This is a genomic window from Pseudomonas sp. BT-42-2 (assembly GCF_025847435.2).
GTDB lineage: Bacteria > Pseudomonadota > Gammaproteobacteria > Pseudomonadales > Pseudomonadaceae > Aquipseudomonas > Aquipseudomonas urmiensis.
In genome coordinates this window covers 69,905-86,681 of record NZ_JAOYTM010000007.1, presented here as the reverse complement: position 1 = coordinate 86,681, position 16,777 = coordinate 69,905, and the positions used below count along the sequence as shown (strand labels likewise).

Below are 16,777 nucleotides of genomic sequence, written 5' to 3'. Positions count from 1 at the left end.
CATGATCGCCGCAAGCGTTAGCAGTGAGACTGCAACGCTGTGCCGCGATTCCATCGAGCTACAGTCTGAAACACTTAACCCATGCGCTGGCTGACTCAGAAGCCGACGGTGGCCGATACCAGCCAGGTCCTGGGCGTGGACAGGGTCAGGCCGGTGGCGGTGCCCTCCGGAACGTTGGCCGAGGCCCAGTAGGCCTTGTCCAACACGTTTTCGACGCTGGCGCGCAGGGTCACATCCTTGTCGCCCAACTTGAGCGCATAGCGCGCGCCCAGGTCGTAGCGCTGCCAGGCCTCGGCTTTCTGCTGGTTGGCCGCATCCAGGTACTGGCTGCTGGTGTGGATCGCCCGCGCACTGAGGGTCAGGCCTTGGACGTAGGGCAAATCCCACTCAACGCCCAGGTTGGCATTGACCACGGGCGCACCAATGGCGCGATTGCCGTCGAAGCGGCCCTCAGCGGTGCGGGTCTGTTTGGCGTCGAGCAACATCGCGCCGCCCAACAGCCGCACCCCGGCTAGCGGCTCACCGAACACATTGAGCTCCAGGCCCTGGTTGCGCTGCTCGCCGTCGGCGCGCAGGTTGTTCTGGCTGTCGGTGTAGTAGGACGGCTTGTCGATGCGAAACAGGCTGAGCGTAGCGCCGAAGCTGCCCAGGTCGTACTTGGCGCCGAGCTCGACCTGCTTGCTGCGATAAGGCGCAAATACCTTGCCGTAGTTGGCTGCCGTCTCCGGTGCCTGCTGGCCTTGGGTCAGGCCTTCCATATAGTTGAGGTACAGCGACAGTTGCTCGCTGGTGCGCCAGACCAACCCCAGCGCCGGCGAGGTGGCGCGCTCATCGTAGACCTGGTCTTGTTCGCCAGGCTCGGAGCTGTTCACCTCCACCCGTTGCAGGCGGGCGCCGAGGGTTAGCAGCACGCTGTCATCGGCAAAGCTCAAGGTATCGGCCAAGGCCAGGCTGGAAAGCACAGTCTCGGTGTGTGTCGGATTATCGGCGCGGGTCGGCGTGCCCGGCGCGGGCAGGGTCACCGGGTCGAACAGATTGCTCACGCCATTGCGGTAGCGAGCCCCGCTGTTGTCGAAGGTCATGTCGAAGCGATTGAGGCTGAGGTTCACGGTATGGCCCACGGCCCCCGTGTTGAACCAGCTGCGCACACCGACAGTGCCGGTGACCACCTCCTCTTCGCGCTGGAAGGTCCTGGGGCTAACGGTGAAGCGCCCGGCATCGTTGACCAACTGCACGGCGTGGCGCAAAAAGTCATAGTCGCCCTTGCGCGCCCCCAGCGCGCCGTAGAGCATGAAGTTGTCGTTGACATCGAACTCGCCCCGCAAGGCGCCGAAGGTGTCCTTGGCCCGCGAATAGGTCCATGGCTGGGCGAAGTTACTGTGCACGTCCTCGGCATCCGGCACCTTCACCCCTGCATTCAAGCTGACGCGTTCCATCGTGCCGTCGACATCGCGCTGCTGATGGCCAACATCCAACGACAGCCGGGCTCGCTCCCCGCGAACATCGAAACCGAGCACCGACGCCTCGCGCTCGACGGACTGATGATCCCACTCGGTATCGCCCGCCTGGCGCACGCCGTTGAAACGCAGGCCAAAGCGCTGCTCTGGGCCGAAGCGGCGGCCGATGTCAATATGGCCGCCCCCTTGGCCAGTCGAGGCGTACAGCGCGGTGAACTCGGTCAGCGGCGCGTCGCCGGCGCGCTTGGGTTCGATGTTGACCCCACCGCCGACACTGCCATTGGGCGCCAGGCCACCAAGCAAGGCGCCGGGGCCTTTGAGAATATCGACCCGCTCGACCATCTCCATGTCGATCGAATAGGTCGGCAGCACGCCATACAGGCCACCGTAGGCAACGTCACTGTTGTACAGGCTGAATCCACGCACCGAGAATTGCTCGAAGCGCCCACCAGAGGGGTTGGTGGTGCGCACCGAGGGGTCGTTGGCCACAGCGTCGGCCAGGGTCCTGGCCTGCTGGTTCTGCAGCACCTCGCTGGTGTACGAGGTCATGCTGAACGGGGTTTCCATGAAATCACGCTCGCCCAACATGCCTAGCTTGCCGCGCCGTGAGACCTGCCCGCCGGCATAGGCATCGTCGCCAGCACCCAGGCCCTGGCCATTGATGGTGGTGCTGGGCAGCACATGCGCAGGGTCATCCTGCAGCGCTTGGCGGGCCAGGGTATAGCTGCCCGCACCCGCCGCGACAAGCATCAGGCCCGAGCCGCGCAGCAGTGCATTGAAGCCCTCCTCCACGGCAAACTCGCCCTGCAACCCGGCGCTGCTGCGCCCGGCTACCAGCGCCGGGTCCACCGACAAACTGACCCCGGCCTGGCCGGCAAAGCGGGTCAAGGCATTGCTCAGGCTGCCCGCCGCAATCTGATAACTACGCCGCGGCGCATCCTCTGCCCAGCCTGCGCCAGGCAAGCCGAGGACGAACACGAGACCGGCGCGCAGCAGTTGCGCGTTCAAAGGGCGAAGCATGGGCTTGAGGGACATCCGAAGCGCTCTTGTTGGGGGAGTGATGCCACTGATGACAAGCGAGTCGGAAAAAGGGGACAGGCGTCAGGCAATTTTTTTGCGCGGCGTCAGCGACACCCAATAACGGCTGCGGTAATGCACCTCGAGCGGCAGGCTAGCGGCCAGCAGGGCGAGGATGCGTTCGCTGTCGTCCAGTTGGAAGGTGCCGGTCACCGCCAGGCGCTCGAGCAGCGGGTCCCACCGCAGCAGGCCGGGTCGGTAGCGGTCCAGCTCCCGCAAAAAGTCGCCTAACGGCTGGTTGTCGACGATCAACAGGCCTTGGCGCCAACCCGGCAACAGCGCATCGAAAGCTCGCGTCGGGCCTACCCCGCTGCTCGACAACAACGCCTGCTGCCCGCTGTGAAGTTGCACCGGCGCGCCGCGCAGCGGCTGCAAGCTGACGTGCCCCTGGCTAACCGACACCAGGCAGCCCTGTGCTTGCAGCCTTACACAGAAGCTCGCGCGAGTGGCCACTGCCAAGCCTTGCGGCAGGCTCACCTGCACAGGGCCAACGCTGTCGAGGGCGATTTCGCCCTCCAGCAGTTGCACGCGGGCAAGCCCTTCGATGACCTCGAGGTTGACCGCACTGGCAGTATTGAGCTGCAGCCGACTGCCATCGGCCAACTGCAAGGTGCGCCGTTCGCCAGTGGCCGTGCGCAGGTCGGCGCGCCAGCGCTGCATGGGCAACTGCTGGTAGCCGAGCCAGGCCAACGGCGCCAGCGCGCCCAGGGCCAACGCCTGGCCGAGCAGCTTGCGTCGATCCAGCTGTGGGCGGTCAAGGCAGGCCACCGCCAGCGGCGCAGGCACTGCGGCAAAACGCTGGCGCAGCGCCGCAGCTTTTTGCCAAAGCGCCTCATGTGCAGTACTGCGGCCACGCCATTGCGCCAGCGCCGCAGCCCGCTCGGCGTCCAGCTCGCCGGCATCGCACAGGGTCAGCCAGTGCGCGGCTTCACGAGCCAGTTGGCGCGCCTGAGCATCGACCTGGGCGCTCACAGGTCCACCAGCAGGCAATGCGCGTAGGCCTTGGCCATGTAGCGTTTGACGGTACGTTCGGAGACGCCCAGACGCTCGCCGATGGTGCTGTAGTCGACACCTTCGAGTTGCGACCAAAGAAACGCCTGGCGCACCGCGCGTGGCAGGCCATCGAGCAGTTCATCCAGCGCGTGCAAGGTCTCCAGCAGCAACCAGCGCTGTTCCGGCGACGGCGCTAGCGCCTGCGGCAGGTTGGCCAGCGCTTCCAGGTAAGCTCGCTCAAGACTACGGCGCTGGTAATGATTGACCAGTAGCCGCTTGCCCACGGTCAGCAGATAGGCCCGCGGCTCACGTAGACTCGGCAGGGTTTGCGTGTGCTGGGCGGCCAGCACCCGGACGAAGGTGTCCTGAGCCAGGTCGGCAGCCTCCCAGCTGTCGCCCAAGCGCCTGCGCAGCCAGCTTTCCAGCCAGCTGCGGTGGTCGCGATAGAGGGTGCTGAGGGACGCTTGGGGTGCCGCGGCAGAGTCAGGCATTCGTTGGCACGCTAGGGGCTGGAAACATGAATGCGAGTGATTCTAATTGCTTGTCGCGCCAGCGCCAATAGCCTACGCGCACGTGCGAGACTGCTACTGGCTGTCGTGCACCCCCGCAGCATGCCGCCCGGCGATATAACCGAAGGTCATCGCCGGCCCCAGGTTGATCCCGCCGGAGGGATAGAAGCCGCCCATGACACTGGCCATGTCGGTGCCCACGGCATAGAGGCCGGCGATGGGCGCTGAGGTGCGGTCCAGCACTTGCGCATGGCCGTTGGTTTTTAGACCCGCGAAGGTACCAAAGCTGCCGGGCCGCACTTTTACCGCGTAGAACGGAGGGTGCTCGATAGGCGCCACACAGGGGTTGCCCTCGGTAACCAGCGGATCACCCTGCTTGCGGTTGTACGGCGTCGAACCGCGGCCAAATTGCGGGTCTTCACCTTTGCGCGCATGGGTGTTGAAGTCGCGCACGGTTTCTAGCAACCCTGGCGGATCGATGCCACAGGCCTTGGCCAGGGCTTCGATGCTGTCTGCGCGCTGCAAATAGCCGCTGCGCACAGCCGGCCCAACCGGCAGCGGGAACGGGCGGGAATAGCCCAGGCCGAAGCGGCGCTGGAAGCGGTGATCGCAGATCAGCCACGAGGCCACCTCTTCATCCGCCGGAGCTGCGGCGACCATGGCCGCGGTGTAGTCGTAGTAGCCGTCGGCCTCATTGACGAAACGCTTGCCGGTGGACAGCACGCCGATCAGGCCGGGTTTGGCCCGGTCGATGATGTGCGGGAAATGTCCGCTGCTGCCATCGGCGTGGCGTACCAGCGAAACCGGCGCCCACGCAGCTGGCGAGGCGACATCGAGCTCTAGCACCGCACCGACTGACTCGCCCAGGCTGATGCCATCACCGCAGCATTCTTCTGGCGGCAAGGCAAGATGATCGTTCGCTGCAAAGGTGCGCGGGAACAGGGCCTGGCGCCGTGCCTTGTCGTTGGCAAAGCCGCCCGCCGCCAGCACCACACCCTTGCTGGCATGGATGTGAAGAGGGCCGTCCGGGCTGTCGACCAGCGCGCCCAGCACCCGGCCTTGTTCGAAAATCAGTTGGCGCGCCGGCGCGGATTCGATCAGCTCCACGCCCAGGTCGACCGCTGACTTGGCCAGGCGCCCCACCAGCGCTACGCCGTTGACCAGGTGCATGGCGCGGCCATGCACGACCAGATCGCGCAGGTGCCTGATCAAGCGTTTGCTCACGTGCAGGAACGCTTTGAACGAACGGGTCATGCTCAGAAACGCCGCCAGGTCGGCGCCGGCCATGATCGGCATACCCAGGAATGATGTCTCGCGCAGGGTCTTGCGCATACGGCGGATCAGCGTACCCATCTGCCTGGCGTCATAAGGCGCTGCGATCACTTGATGGCCCTGCAGCGCTGCACCCGGTACGTTGCCGTGGATATCGGGAATGGCATTGCCATCGAGCCATTTCACGCAGGTGTGCTGCTCGAAGAACGCCACCATGCGCGGTGCATTGTCGAGAAATGCATCGATTCGCTCAGCATCGTAGCGCGCGCCCAATTCGTGCTTGAGGTAAGTGCGCGGCTGCTGCGGGTCTTCATCGATGCCGGCGCGCTTGGCCAACGGGTTGCCAGGCACCCACAGCCAGCCACCCGACCAGGCGCTGGCGCCGCCGAACGTTGCGTGCTTTTCCACCACGACGACCTTAAGCCCCTGGTGAGCAGCGGTTACCGCTGCGGCAAAGCCCGAGGCGCCCGAGCCGATCACCAGCAAGTCACACTCCAGACGCTTCACGCTTGAGTCCCCTGTTGGGCGTTGATGGCCGCAAGCCCTGGGCTCATCAGGGCGGGCGAACCAGGAATCAACTGCTGGATTTCGGCGACTGCCGCGAGCAACGCCGGGGCGATCTGGTGCAACCGCGCTTCGCCAAGGCGAAACACCGGCCCGGCAACGCTGAGCACGCCAATCGCCTTGCCACTGCGCGGATGCAACAGCGGCACGGCGATAGCCGCCATCCAATCGGCGAAAGTCTGAATCGCCAGCGCATAGCCCAAGGTACGCGCCGATTCGATTCTCGGCAGCAGCGTTTCTACGCTCTGGGGCGCGTTAGGACCGTAGTGTTCAGCTCGACCAAAACCCTGCTGCTCAACCAGTGCCAACGCGCGCTGGTTATCCAGGGTCGCCAGCCACGCGTAGCCACTGGCCGAGCAGGAGAGCTTGGCTTCCATGCCCATATCAGGGTCATAGCGCAGCCCGGCGCGCGCGCCTTGGGCGCGGGCCACCCAGGTCAAGCAGTCCTCGTCCACCACCGATAGACGCACCAGCTCGCCCACCTCGGCGGCCAGGCGATTGAGCACCGGCTGCACCGCATCGACCGTGCCATCGGCGCCCAGGTGGGTGAACGCCAGCACCTGCAGCTTGGAAGTCAGCACATAGGTGCCACGCTCCTGTTGCTGACGCACGTAGCCGTTTTCGCACAGGGTGTTCAACAGCCGGTGGGTAGCGCTGCGGGGTATATGCAAGGTGTCCGAGATGTCGCTAAGGGCGATGCCTTGAGCGCTGCTGGCGAGCATTTCGAGGATCGCCAAGCCACGCTCGAGCAAGCCTGCGTAAGTTGATTCGGTGTTACTCACAGCGCTTGGCATAACGGTCTCCTGCTTGGCGCAGAGGGCGCCGCGGATTGACTGGCAGAGGGTTTTTCGAAGTGACTGGAAAACTATTCCAGTTTCGCCCGCAGTGTCAATTAGCCCGTTTTTGCTGGGCGAAACGGCTGCAAGTCAATCCGCTAAGTGCAGTATGAGTGCGGTTACCGAACGCAAAAAACGGCCGAACCCGGCGTTTATCCGGCGAAGGGTTTTTTCCCTTGATTTGAAACTGGAACTCAGTTCTAACTAAAAAGACAACCGCTCCTGGCACCTCCTGGCAGGGCCCGGGCGAAGCGCATTTCTGCGAACCGAGAACGAGAGTCGAGCATGAGCGATCGCGTATTTTCCCTGGCTGCCCTGACCGTCCTGGAGCTGTCCCCACCTGACATGGTCGAGGTCGCCGCCCGCGCCGGGTACAGTCACGTAGGCTTGCGCCTGGAGCCGGCAACCGCGCAGGAGCAGCACTTCCCGTTGATGGCCGATGCCGGCTTACGCCGCCAGACCCACCAGCGCCTGAGCGACACCGGAGTGAAGGTGTTGGACGTGGAAATCCTGCGCTTGAAGGCAGACACGCAAGTGGCAGATTTTCGCGCCCTGCTCGAAGTCGGCGCCGAGTTTGGCGCGAGCGAACTGCTGGTCGCGGGCAACGATGCCAATGAACAGCGACTGACGGAGAACTTCGCCGCGCTGTGCGATCTGGCCAAGCCTTTTGGCATTTACCCGCACCTGGAGTTCATGCCCTGGACCGACGCCCGCGATCTAGCCCAGGCCTTGCAAATTGTCGAACGCGCCGGGCGCAGCAACGCCGGGGTACTGGTCGACGCCTTTCACTTCGATCGCTCCGGCTCGTCACTGGCGCAGCTGGCAAGCGCCGTAGCACAACAGCCGCATCGCTTTCGCTATGCGCAGTTGTGCGATGTGGCCGGCCCACGCCCGGATGACATGGATGAGATCCTGCGCCAGGCACGTAATGAACGGCGCTTCCCCGGCGACGGCGATTGCGACCTGCACGGGTTGTTGAGCGCCCTGCCTGAGGCCATCGCGCTGAGCCTTGAGATCCCCACCCGGCAGTTGCTCGAACAAGGCGTCAGCGCCTTCGAGCGGGCCAAGATGGCACTCGACAAGACCTGCGCGCTGCTGCAAAGCCGCTGAGCCACCGCGCTGGCTTCTTCGCGGGCAAGCCCGCTCCCACAGTGTCCGAGCCGATCACAGCCGTTGTAGCGCACACGATTCTGTAGGACTGGGCTTGCCCCGATGAGGCCGGCATTGCCACACAAGATAACTGCGCCCCTTCGCTCACTGTCACGCGCACCGCGCCACCTGCCCTCGCATCTGCCGATAGCCTAAAAGCGCCACCAGTAAAACCGCCGCGCCCGCCGCCAATGCCAGCTGAAAACCGGCATTGGCGCCCCGCAGATCCACCATCTGCCCCGCCCCCGCCGCGCCGAACGCCACGCCGACATTCAGCCCCGCCAACAACCAGGTCATGCCCTCGGTCAGTTGGCTGTCAGGCACGATGCGTTCGACCAGCGACATCGCCACGATCATGGTCGGGGCAAAAAACACCCCTGCAACCAGTACAGCCACGGCCAGGCCCGCGATGTTCCCCGCCCATAACAAGGGCAAGGTGGTCACCGCCGTGGCCAACCCACCGAGCAAAAGCAATCTGGGCAACGGCGATTGCAGCTTGAGTGCACCGAACACCAGCCCAGCCGCGCACGAGCCCATGGCGTAACACGACAACACCAGGCTGGCCGCAGCCGGCCTGCCCTGCTGCTCGGCGAAGGCCACACTGACGATGTCGACAGTGCCTACGATCACCCCCATGGCGACCATCAACAGCGCCAACAGCTGCACACCGCCAAGACGCAAGACCGAGGCTTGCCGCTGTGCTGTCGCCGCCCTTGGCTGTAGCGCTGGCTCAGTACCCACCTGGGCTACCAGCGCGAACACGCCGATGGCCAACAACAGGGCGGCAACCAGCGGCCCTGCTTGGGCAAACAGCACCACACTGAAACCGACCGACAACGGCGGGCCGGCGATGAAGGTCAGTTCATCGAGGACCGTCTCTAACGCGTAGGCCGTCTGGAGATTGGCCTGGCCGCGATACAGCGCCGTCCAGCGCGCGCGCACCATGGCCGACATGCTCGGCATGCAGCCGGCCAACGCCGCGCTGGCCAGCAGCGCCCAGACCGGCGCCTGCCAATAGCTGCAAGCCAGCAGCAGCAAAATCCCCAGCACGCTCAGCGCAGCGGCCAGCGGCAATACCCGCCGCTGGCCGTGTTGATCAACCAAGCGTGAAACCTGTGGCGAGAGTACTGCATAGGTCAGCACAAAAGTAGCCGACACCGCGCCAGCCAGCGCATAACTGCCGCGCAGTTGCGACAGCATGGTGATGATGCCGATGCCGGTCATGGGCAATGGCAGACGGGCCAACAGCCCGGCCAGGGTAAAGCCCTTGGCGCCCGGCACTTGAAACAACTCGCGGTATGGATTTGCCATGCCCGATGATCCTTATCGATAGGCCCGAAACGCTAGGCCGAGTTATACATACGCACCGTATGTTTAAAAACTCTATTATCATACGGATCGTATGTAAAGCCTTTCACCCAGGAGACAGCATGGTCAGACGCACCCGCGCGCAGATGGAACAGACCCGCGCCCTACTCATCGAAACCGCACGCCGGGTATTTAGCGAGCAGGGTTATAGCGAGGTCTCACTGGATGACCTCACCGCCCAAGCCGGCCTGACCCGTGGTGCGCTGTATCATCATTTCGGCGATAAAAAGGGCTTGTTCCAAGCAGTGGTCGGGCACATCGACGCCGAGATGGACGCCCGCCTGCAAGCCATATCGGACCACGCCCAAGACCCTTGGGCCGGGTTCAGCAGCCGTTGTCGCGCCTACCTTGAGATGGCCCGCGAACCTGAAATACAACGCATCGTGCTACGTGATGCGCGCGCCGTGCTTGGCGCCCCCACGCCAGCGGCACAGTTGCACTGCGTGGGTTCTTTGCAGGTGCTGCTCGAAGGCTTGATGGCCGACCACATCGTCGTCGCTACCGCCCCCCAAGCCTTGGCATCGATGATTCAAGGCGCCTTGGCGGAAACCGCCTTGTGGATTGCCAATGGCGCTGACCAACCTGAGCGACTTGAGCAAGGGTTGGCCGCGGTGCAGTTGCTGCTCGACGGCATTCGGCGACCATTGCCAACCGCTCAAGCTTAGAGCGAAACAGAATAATACCGTCGGTCGCCCCAGCATGAGCCTTCTTGCGAGCTTGCATGTCCGAAGCTAATAGTTAATTCAATTGCCTGGGGAGGCACTTAACATGCGACCGCGTTTCGTTGTAGTTCCGGCTATGCCTATGGAAAAGCCATACCTTGAGCGAGGTGTGCGTTTCTACTCGGGCCTGTGCACCGGCTTCGACCTCTACGACAACGTTGAGAAAATGAGGCTCAAGCCAACCTTCAACTTGCGCGCCGATGCCGAAGCAGAGTGCCTGCGGCGAAATCAAGCGGGGATCGGTTGAGTTCAGTGCCGGGGCTCGACTCGCGGCGGCTGCTGGCGCTGCCACAATTGCAGATTTCGCTGCAGCCATTGCTGGGGTAAGTCGCTGGCGACGATCTCTGTCATCTTCTGCGCCAGCTGCTCGCGCAGCCGTGGCTGGTTGCAGGGCGAGGCCTGCGACAGCGCCAGGTACAATCCCTCACTGGAAACCGCCGGGTCCAGGACCTGCAACCGCTTGCCCAGGCCCAATGACTGCGCCAGCGCCATGCCTGGATAGTGCTCATAGATCAGGTAGTCGTTGCGCTTGTGCACCAATTTCTGGAACGCCTGGCTGGCGCTGGGCACCGCTTCGAGGTTGAGGTTGGCCTTGGCGTAGTCGTCGAAGGCCTGGCCATGGCTGTTGTTGACCAAGGTGCCGCCATTGCGCCCTTTGAGGTCGGCCCAGCCGTGATAGGCAAAGCCTTCACCCTGGCGCACCCAGACCACGCTGGGGGTCGAGAGAAACGCGGGCTTGATGAAGTCCATGGTCTGTTGCCGGGCTTGGGTGATGAAGTAGCCGGCCATCATGTCGATGCTGCCGGTGCGCACATCTTCCTGGGCTCGTGACCAGGGGCCGCTATAGACCACCTGCACCTGAAGCCCAAGCGTTTTGGCCATGTGCTTGAGCAAGTCGGCATTGGCGCCGATCAGCTGCTCTGGGTTGTCTGGGTCACGCCACAGATAGGGGGGATATTCAGGATTGCCTGTGGCGGTCAGATGTCGACAGTCGTCGGCTGCCAGGGCCAGCTTGGGCGTCAACACCCAACACAGCAGCAGCAACCACAACCGCCCGGGGCGGCGCTCGATCATGTGCGAGCCTACGTCATCAATGACAGGGGAGTTCAACCAGTCTGGACCAGAATCCGCCGGCCGCCAGCGGGCCCTCACAGTACCTAATGCACAGTCGCGTGGCGGCAGGCATGCAGCCGCACACACTGTTGGCCAGGCAACAGCGAATCAACAGACTGCGCCTCACGCCACAGTCAGTTGCTCCCTACCCCGCCGCCGAGCCCCGTCCAGCTGGGAGATGGCCGAATGGCATGCCCCGTGCAATCGGTGTTGATCCTCTTCGACTGTTTGGATCTTGCCGATGCGCCTGCCCTCCCTCGCCCTGTCCCTTCCCCACGCCCTCAAGACCCTGGCCGCCGCTGGCTTGTTCGCGCTGGCGCTGAACCCCAGCGCCCAGGCTGAAACCGCCCCCAAGGAAGTGCGCCTGGACTACGCCTACTACTCACCCGTGAGCCTGGTCCTGAAGCATTTCGGTTGGCTGGAAAAAGCCCTGCCCGACTCGAAAGTGAGCTGGGTGTTCAGCCAAGGCAGCAACCGCTCGCTGGAGTATCTCAACAGTGGCGGCGCCGACTTCGGCTCGTCGGCCAGCCTCTCGGCCGTGCTGGCCCGCGCCAACGGCAGCCCGATCAAGTCGGTGTACGTCTACAGCCGCGCCGAATGGACTGCACTGGTAGTCAGCAAAGACTCGCCGTTACAAAACCTCGAAGCGCTCAAAGGTAAAAAGATCGCTGCCACCAAGGGCACTGATCCGTACCTGTTCACCCTGCGCGCCCTGGCCAAGGCCGGCATCGAGAAGGACGACGTCGAACTGCTGCACCTACAACACCCGGACGGGCGCACCGCTTTGGAAAAAGGCGACGTCGACGCCTGGGCAGGCCTGGACCCGCACATGGCCGCCAGCGAACTTCAAGCCGGTTCGCGCCTGCTCTATCGCAACAAAGACTTCAACAGCTATGGCGTGGTCAGCGTCACCGACACGTTCGCCCAGCAACACCCGCAGACTATCGCCACAGTGATCAAAGCCTACGAACAGGCGCGCCACTGGGCCATCGCCCACCCTGATGAGTTCGCCAAGCTGTTGGCCGATGAGTCCAAGTTGCCGCTGGATGTGGCCAAACTGCAGCTGTCGCGGACCGACCTTTCCGCGCCGCAACTGACTGATCAGGACATCAGCGCCTCCAAGGCAGCAGCCCCCATTCTGGTGTCCGAAGCCTTGGTCAAGCGTGGTGTCGACGTCAATCAGGTGATCGACCAACTGATCGATCCATCCTTCGCCAAGGCCAGCATCCAGTGATGAGCACCTCCAGCAAGACCCTGGCGCCGGGGGTAATTGCGCCTGCCGTGCAACCGAGCCGTTGGCGGCGCCGAGCCAAGGGCCTGGCCCTGCCGGTGCTGATCATCCTGCTGCTCGAAGCTGTGGTGCGCCTTGGTTGGATCGCCGCCTACCAGATGCCGGCTCCGAGCGAAGTGGCCCAGACCCTGCTGCACCTGGCCGATGGTGCGTTGTGGAAACACATCGGTGCCAGCCTGTCTCGGGTATTGGCCGGCTTCGCCATCGGTGCGGCACTTGGGCTACTGTTTGCCGCCTGGGTTGGCCTTAGCCGCGAGGCCGAGGCCTGGCTTGAGCCCACCTTTGCCAGCCTGAGAGCGATTCCCAGCCTGGCCTGGGTGCCGCTGTTGCTGCTGTGGCTGGGGATTGGCGAAACCTCGAAAGTCACATTGATTGCCATTGGCGCGTTTTTTCCGGTGTACCTCAATGGCGTGGCAGCGATCCGCAATATCGATCGCAAGCTGGTTGAGGTTGGGCGCATGTATGGCTTCAGCCCGTTGCGGCTGGCCCGACGTATTTTGCTGCCGGCCGCCCTACCGGGCGTATTCACCGGTTTGCGCAGCGCACTGAGCCTGAGCTGGATGTTCCTGGTTGCCGCCGAGCTGATTGCCGCGACCCGTGGCCTTGGCTACCTGCTCAGCGATGGCCGGGAAACCTCACGACCAGATCTGGTACTGGCGGCGATCATTGTCCTGGCGCTGCTGGGCAAGCTCAGCGATGGCCTGCTGGCCAGCCTGGAACAGCGTTGGCTGACCTGGCGCGACACGTTCGACGGTACGGATACAGGAGTCTGAAGCATGAACCAACCTCTGCGCATTGCCGAGCCAGCCCCGCCCGTTGAACCACTGCTTGACCTGCAGGTGGAAGGCAAAGCGTTCGGTGCGACCCAAGTGCTGGGGCAAGTCCAGCTACAACTGCAACCGGGTGAAATCGTCAGCCTGCTCGGCCCTAGCGGCTGCGGCAAGAGCACCCTCCTCAGATTGGTGGCACAACTCGATCAGGACTTTACCGGCGTACTGCACAGCCGGCCCGAGCAGATCGGTTTCGTCTTCCAGGAGCCGCGATTGATGCCCTGGCTGAGCGTGGCCGAAAACATCGGCTTTAGCCAAGACCAAGGCTATGACCGCGCCCGTGTGGCGGGGCTGATCGAAGAGGTCGGCCTGGATGGCTTTGCCGCTGCCCTGCCCAAGGCCTTGTCAGGCGGCATGGCGCAACGGGTAGCGATCGCCCGCGGGCTGTACGGGCAACCGCAGTTGCTGTTGCTGGATGAACCGTTCAGCGCAGTCGATGCCTTTACCCGCTTCAAGCTCCAAGACTTGCTCCTGGACCTGGCCCGTCGGCACCGGATTGCCTTGCTGGTGGTAACCCATGATGTGGACGAGGCGCTGTACCTGAGTGATCGGGTGCTGGTGATCGGCAATCGCCCAGGTACGGTGTGCCGCGAGTTGCGGGTCAAACTCGACTACCCACGCGACCGCCGCGACGAGCGCCTGGCACGGTTGCGCGGGGAGGCGCTGGAGGCGTTGCACAGTGCGCGGGTGATTTGAGCATTGAGCACTGCGGTTTGCCCATCCGCTCATCCGCTGGCTGACCCAAGAACGCGGCGCATGTACCCAGAATCGCCAGATGCCGGCCAGCCTCCGCGACCGCGAGTGGCCCTTCTTCGTGCCCTAGAGGTTGCTCTGGCGTGAAGTCGCCCCAGATGTCCCAACCTGGGCCCGTTTTGCCTGAGTACACACGAACACGCCGCCTGCTGTGGCCCTATCGCGGGACAAGCCCGCTCCCACCGGTGTGGCGCCGCCTGGGTAGGAGCGGGCTTGCCCCGCGATGGGGCCAGCCCAGACAACCACTCCAGCAGCACAACGGTAGGCCCCTGAAACGCCGTCCTAGCCCAGATAGGGCGGATAGTCGATGTAGCCTTCTGCCCCACCCCCGTAGTAGGTGTCCTTGTTCGCCACCGCCAGCGGCCAGCCATTTTCCAGCCGTGCGACCAGATCCGGATTGGCAATGAATGGCTGGCCAAACCCAGCCAGGTCGATCAGCCCCGACGCCACCAACTCTTGCGCACGTTGCAGGGTAAGGTCACCGGCCAGAATCAAGCGGGTCGACTTGAGGCCTTTGCGGCAACTGACCAGCAACGCCTTGAGCGCATCTTCGCGCGCTACGGCCGTTTCGGCACGCAGGAAGAAGTGGGTCTGGTCCATCACATGGACATAGGCAATGCCGCGCTCGCCCAAGCCGGCACACAGCGCGCTGTAGGTCTGGTCGATCTCATCGTACAGCGGCATGTCCATCAACTGCCCGTACGGCGAGAAACGAATACCCACGCGCCCGGCGCCAATACGCTGGCACACGGCGTCGACCACTTCGAAGACGAAACGCAGGCGGTTGTCCAGGTTCTGCGCGCCGTACTGATCAGTGCGGTCATTAACCTTGGGGTTGAGGAACTGCTCCAGCAGGTAACCGTTGGCGCCATGAATTTCGACGCCGTCAAAGCCCGCTTCAATCGCATTAGCCGCAGCCTGGGCAAAATCGCGCACCACCCGGCCGACCGCTTCGCTCGACAGCGCTTGGGGTTGCGAGGTCGAGACGAAACCTGGCTCGCCGTTGTCGGCATAGCCAAAGGCGAACGCGCCCTCAGCCGCTTTGCTGGTTGAACTGACCGGTGCCTTGCCACCTTCCTGGATCGAGGTGTGCGACACCCGCCCAACGTGCCACAGCTGGGCGAAGATCTTGCCGCCAACGCTGTGTACCGAATCAGTCACCAGGCGCCAGCCGGCGATCTGTTCAGGGGTGTAGATACCTGGGTTGAACAAGTAACCCTGGCCCTCGCGCGAGATCGGCGTGCCCTCGGACACGATCAAGCCGGTGCTGGCGCGCTGGGTGTAGTACAGCGCGGTTAGTGCATTGGCGACATCGCCCGGTGAACGCGAACGGGTCATCGGGGCCATGACGAAGCGGTTTCGAAGTACGGTATCGCCGAGTTGGAATGCGCTGAACAGGCTCACGAAAGGTCTCCACAGGTAGTGAGTAATACTGCGTGTGGGTTAGCCTATTGAAGAAATCTTCGGTTATCTGCGCAAAGATTTCTCAAGTGAATGGAATTTGATTCATCAATTGGAGCGTGGCATGTACTCGTCTGAACGGCTCAAGGGCATCGACGTATTCGTCGCGACTGCTGACCTTGGCAGCTTTACCGCAGCAGCAGAGCGGCTCAACCTGACCAGTTCAGCGGTCAGTAAAAGTGTCGCGCGTCTGGAAGGCAGACTGGGCGTGCGCCTGTTCAACCGCACCACCCGCAAGCTGTCACTGACAGAAGCAGGCACCGCGTTCTATCGCACCTGCACTGCGGTACTGGCAGATTTGGAAGAGGTCGAGCACGCGCTGGTCAGCGCGGGCAATGAGCCGCACGGCAAAGTGCGGATCGACCTGCCAGCCTCCTACGGCAGGATGCACGTGCTGCCGCTGATCCTCGATTTCATTGGCTTGCACCCGTTGCTGCAGCCGCACATTTCGTTCTCGGACCGGTTCGTCGATCCGGTTCACGAAGGCATCGATATCGTCGTGCGCATCGGCGGGCCGGATGCGTGGCCGGCGAACCTCGGCCATCGCTACTTCGGCGCGCAACGGCTGATTTTTTGCGCAGCGCCCGCCTACCTTGAGCGCCATGGCGTCCCCCGCAGCGAGCGCGATCTGGATGCACACCACTGCGTGGGCTACGGCCAGGCGGATGGGCTGGTCAGCCCCTGGTATTTCAAAGGGCGCCAGCCGGGCGAGATGGAGCGCCGAACGGTGCAGGCGCGCATTGCCGTTGGCGATGGTGAAGGGGAAGTCGCGGCAGTGCTGGCTGGGCATGGCATCGGCCAGCTGCCGACCTGGCTCACGCAGCGCCACCTCGATTCAGGTGCGCTGGTCGAGGTGCTGCCACAGCTGGCCACCGATGGCTTGCCGATGAACCTGGTATGGCTCAAGAGCCGCGAGAGCCTGCCTAAGGTCAGGGCCCTGCTCGATTACCTGCTGCCACGCTTGGCGTCGCATGGCACGCACAACCGCAGTGTCCCGTGAAGCAAACAGCGGCCTCAATAAGTCGCCCTGCCCCCGCTCAGATCGAAGACAAAGCCTGTGGTAAAGCTGCATTCCGGCCCCGCGATCCAAGTCACCATGTTGGCGATCTCGGCGTAGGTCCAGGAAAATGCCGAGAAAATCAGCCCCTTCATGGCCGCATTCAGGCCCAGGTCGGCGCTGATGCTGGGCGCGGCGATGCCCATCACGCTGCGGTCCAGGTAATTGATCATGGTACCGCCGCAGATCAGCGCCAGAATCATGAAACGGGTACGGGTCTTGGCATGTTGCTGAGCTGGGGTGTCGAACACCGCCAAGCCGATCTTTTGCTCAGAGTTCATGATGTCGGGTCTCTTGTTATTGGTATGTCATCAATGCCCAGGCA

At 63.4% G+C, this 16,777-nt stretch carries 15 protein-coding genes and 2 pseudogenes; 7 read left to right on the top strand and 10 right to left on the bottom strand.

Features of this window, described 5'->3' with window-relative positions; translation table 11 throughout:
- Positions 1–95 precede the first annotated feature (95 nt).
- The 5 genes from OIU19_RS07090 to OIU19_RS07070 form a co-directional block, all read right to left on the bottom strand.
- Positions 96–2,492, bottom strand: a complete 2,397-nt coding sequence (locus OIU19_RS07090; RefSeq protein ID WP_264234416.1) for a TonB-dependent receptor — start codon at positions 2,490–2,492, stop codon at positions 96–98.
- Positions 2,493–2,558: 66 nt separating this feature from the next.
- Complete coding sequence (locus OIU19_RS07085; protein WP_264234415.1) at positions 2,559–3,506, bottom strand: FecR domain-containing protein; 948 nt, start codon at positions 3,504–3,506, stop codon at positions 2,559–2,561.
- Complete coding sequence (locus OIU19_RS07080) at positions 3,503–4,018, bottom strand: sigma-70 family RNA polymerase sigma factor (RefSeq protein ID WP_264234414.1); 516 nt, start codon at positions 4,016–4,018, stop codon at positions 3,503–3,505. Before OIU19_RS07080 ends, OIU19_RS07085 begins: the two co-directional genes overlap by 4 nt.
- A 93-nt stretch (positions 4,019–4,111) precedes the next feature.
- Entirely contained in the window at positions 4,112–5,815 is a 1,704-nt protein-coding gene (locus OIU19_RS07075; protein WP_264234413.1) for an FAD-dependent oxidoreductase, read from the bottom strand.
- On the bottom strand, positions 5,812–6,666 hold the full coding sequence (locus OIU19_RS07070) for an IclR family transcriptional regulator (RefSeq protein WP_264234412.1): 855 nt from the start codon (positions 6,664–6,666) through the stop codon (positions 5,812–5,814). The genes OIU19_RS07075 and OIU19_RS07070 overlap by 4 nt, the downstream gene beginning before the upstream one ends.
- A 327-nt stretch (positions 6,667–6,993) precedes the next feature.
- Between OIU19_RS07070 and OIU19_RS07065 the strand changes: the two genes are divergently transcribed.
- Positions 6,994–7,818 carry a sugar phosphate isomerase/epimerase gene (locus OIU19_RS07065; RefSeq protein ID WP_264234411.1) on the top strand — a complete coding sequence of 275 codons (825 nt, stop codon included), beginning with the start codon at positions 6,994–6,996 and terminating at the stop codon, positions 7,816–7,818.
- 150 nt (positions 7,819–7,968) lie between these two features.
- On the opposite strand, the gene OIU19_RS07060 is transcribed toward OIU19_RS07065, so the two are convergent.
- Complete coding sequence (locus OIU19_RS07060) at positions 7,969–9,168, bottom strand: MFS transporter (RefSeq protein ID WP_264234410.1); 1,200 nt, start codon at positions 9,166–9,168, stop codon at positions 7,969–7,971.
- 119 nt (positions 9,169–9,287) lie between these two features.
- Between OIU19_RS07060 and OIU19_RS07055 the strand changes: the two genes are divergently transcribed.
- On the top strand, positions 9,288–9,890 hold the full coding sequence (locus OIU19_RS07055; RefSeq protein WP_264234409.1) for a TetR/AcrR family transcriptional regulator: 603 nt from the start codon (positions 9,288–9,290) through the stop codon (positions 9,888–9,890).
- Positions 9,891–10,029: 139 nt separating this feature from the next.
- On the top strand, positions 10,030–10,194 hold the full coding sequence (locus OIU19_RS07050) for a hypothetical protein (RefSeq protein ID WP_225915593.1): 165 nt from the start codon (positions 10,030–10,032) through the stop codon (positions 10,192–10,194).
- Between the two features lie 2 nt (positions 10,195–10,196).
- Here the strand turns inward: OIU19_RS07050 and OIU19_RS07045 are convergent, their stop codons facing one another.
- Entirely contained in the window at positions 10,197–11,021 is an 825-nt protein-coding gene (locus OIU19_RS07045) for an ABC transporter substrate-binding protein (protein ID WP_264234408.1), read from the bottom strand.
- Between the two features lie 274 nt (positions 11,022–11,295).
- Here OIU19_RS07045 and OIU19_RS07040 point away from each other — a divergent pair, with 274 nt between their 5' ends.
- From OIU19_RS07040 to OIU19_RS07030, 3 genes are read left to right on the top strand one after another with little or no spacing between them, the layout of a single operon-like run.
- Positions 11,296–12,294: an aliphatic sulfonate ABC transporter substrate-binding protein gene (locus tag OIU19_RS07040; RefSeq protein WP_372353293.1), complete on the top strand. Its 999-nt coding sequence runs from the start codon at positions 11,296–11,298 to the stop codon at positions 12,292–12,294.
- Entirely contained in the window at positions 12,294–13,124 is an 831-nt protein-coding gene (locus OIU19_RS07035) for an ABC transporter permease (protein WP_264234406.1), read from the top strand. Before OIU19_RS07040 ends, OIU19_RS07035 begins: the two co-directional genes overlap by 1 nt.
- Before the next feature lie 3 nt (positions 13,125–13,127).
- Complete coding sequence (locus OIU19_RS07030) at positions 13,128–13,877, top strand: ABC transporter ATP-binding protein (RefSeq protein ID WP_264234405.1); 750 nt, start codon at positions 13,128–13,130, stop codon at positions 13,875–13,877.
- Between the two features lie 339 nt (positions 13,878–14,216).
- On the opposite strand, the gene OIU19_RS07025 is transcribed toward OIU19_RS07030, so the two are convergent.
- Positions 14,217–15,338 carry an alkene reductase gene (locus OIU19_RS07025; protein WP_264234404.1) on the bottom strand — a complete coding sequence of 374 codons (1,122 nt, stop codon included), beginning with the start codon at positions 15,336–15,338 and terminating at the stop codon, positions 14,217–14,219.
- 121 nt (positions 15,339–15,459) lie between these two features.
- On the opposite strand from OIU19_RS07025, the gene OIU19_RS07020 reads away from it, so the two are divergent.
- The gene (locus OIU19_RS07020) at positions 15,460–16,395 is read left to right on the top strand and encodes a LysR family transcriptional regulator (RefSeq protein WP_264234403.1); all 936 of its coding nucleotides are present in this window, start codon (positions 15,460–15,462) and stop codon (positions 16,393–16,395) included.
- A gap of 14 nt (positions 16,396–16,409) precedes the next feature.
- Here OIU19_RS07020 and OIU19_RS07015 read toward each other — a convergent pair.
- Positions 16,410–16,505: pseudogene (locus tag OIU19_RS07015) on the bottom strand (3-oxoacyl-ACP reductase); the annotation flags it as partial.
- Positions 16,506–16,733 (bottom strand): annotated as a pseudogene (locus tag OIU19_RS07010) (MFS transporter); the annotation flags it as partial.
- Positions 16,734–16,777 lie beyond the last annotated feature (44 nt).

Coding starts and splice junctions, on each gene's coding strand:
- OIU19_RS07090 (WP_264234416.1), bottom strand. CDS start 2,492: ATGTCCCTCAAGCCCATGCTTCGCCCTTTGAACGCGCAACTGCTGCGC.
- OIU19_RS07080 (WP_264234414.1), bottom strand. CDS start 4,018: ATGCCTGACTCTGCCGCGGCACCCCAAGCGTCCCTCAGCACCCTCTAT.
- OIU19_RS07070 (WP_264234412.1), bottom strand. CDS start 6,666: ATGCCAAGCGCTGTGAGTAACACCGAATCAACTTACGCAGGCTTGCTC.
- OIU19_RS07065 (WP_264234411.1), top strand. CDS start 6,994: ATGAGCGATCGCGTATTTTCCCTGGCTGCCCTGACCGTCCTGGAGCTG.
- OIU19_RS07060 (WP_264234410.1), bottom strand. CDS start 9,168: ATGGCAAATCCATACCGCGAGTTGTTTCAAGTGCCGGGCGCCAAGGGC.
- OIU19_RS07055 (WP_264234409.1), top strand. CDS start 9,288: ATGGTCAGACGCACCCGCGCGCAGATGGAACAGACCCGCGCCCTACTC.
- OIU19_RS07050 (WP_225915593.1), top strand. CDS start 10,030: ATGGAAAAGCCATACCTTGAGCGAGGTGTGCGTTTCTACTCGGGCCTG.
- OIU19_RS07045 (WP_264234408.1), bottom strand. CDS start 11,021: ATGATCGAGCGCCGCCCCGGGCGGTTGTGGTTGCTGCTGCTGTGTTGG.
- OIU19_RS07035 (WP_264234406.1), top strand. CDS start 12,294: ATGAGCACCTCCAGCAAGACCCTGGCGCCGGGGGTAATTGCGCCTGCC.
- OIU19_RS07030 (WP_264234405.1), top strand. CDS start 13,128: ATGAACCAACCTCTGCGCATTGCCGAGCCAGCCCCGCCCGTTGAACCA.
- OIU19_RS07020 (WP_264234403.1), top strand. CDS start 15,460: ATGTACTCGTCTGAACGGCTCAAGGGCATCGACGTATTCGTCGCGACT.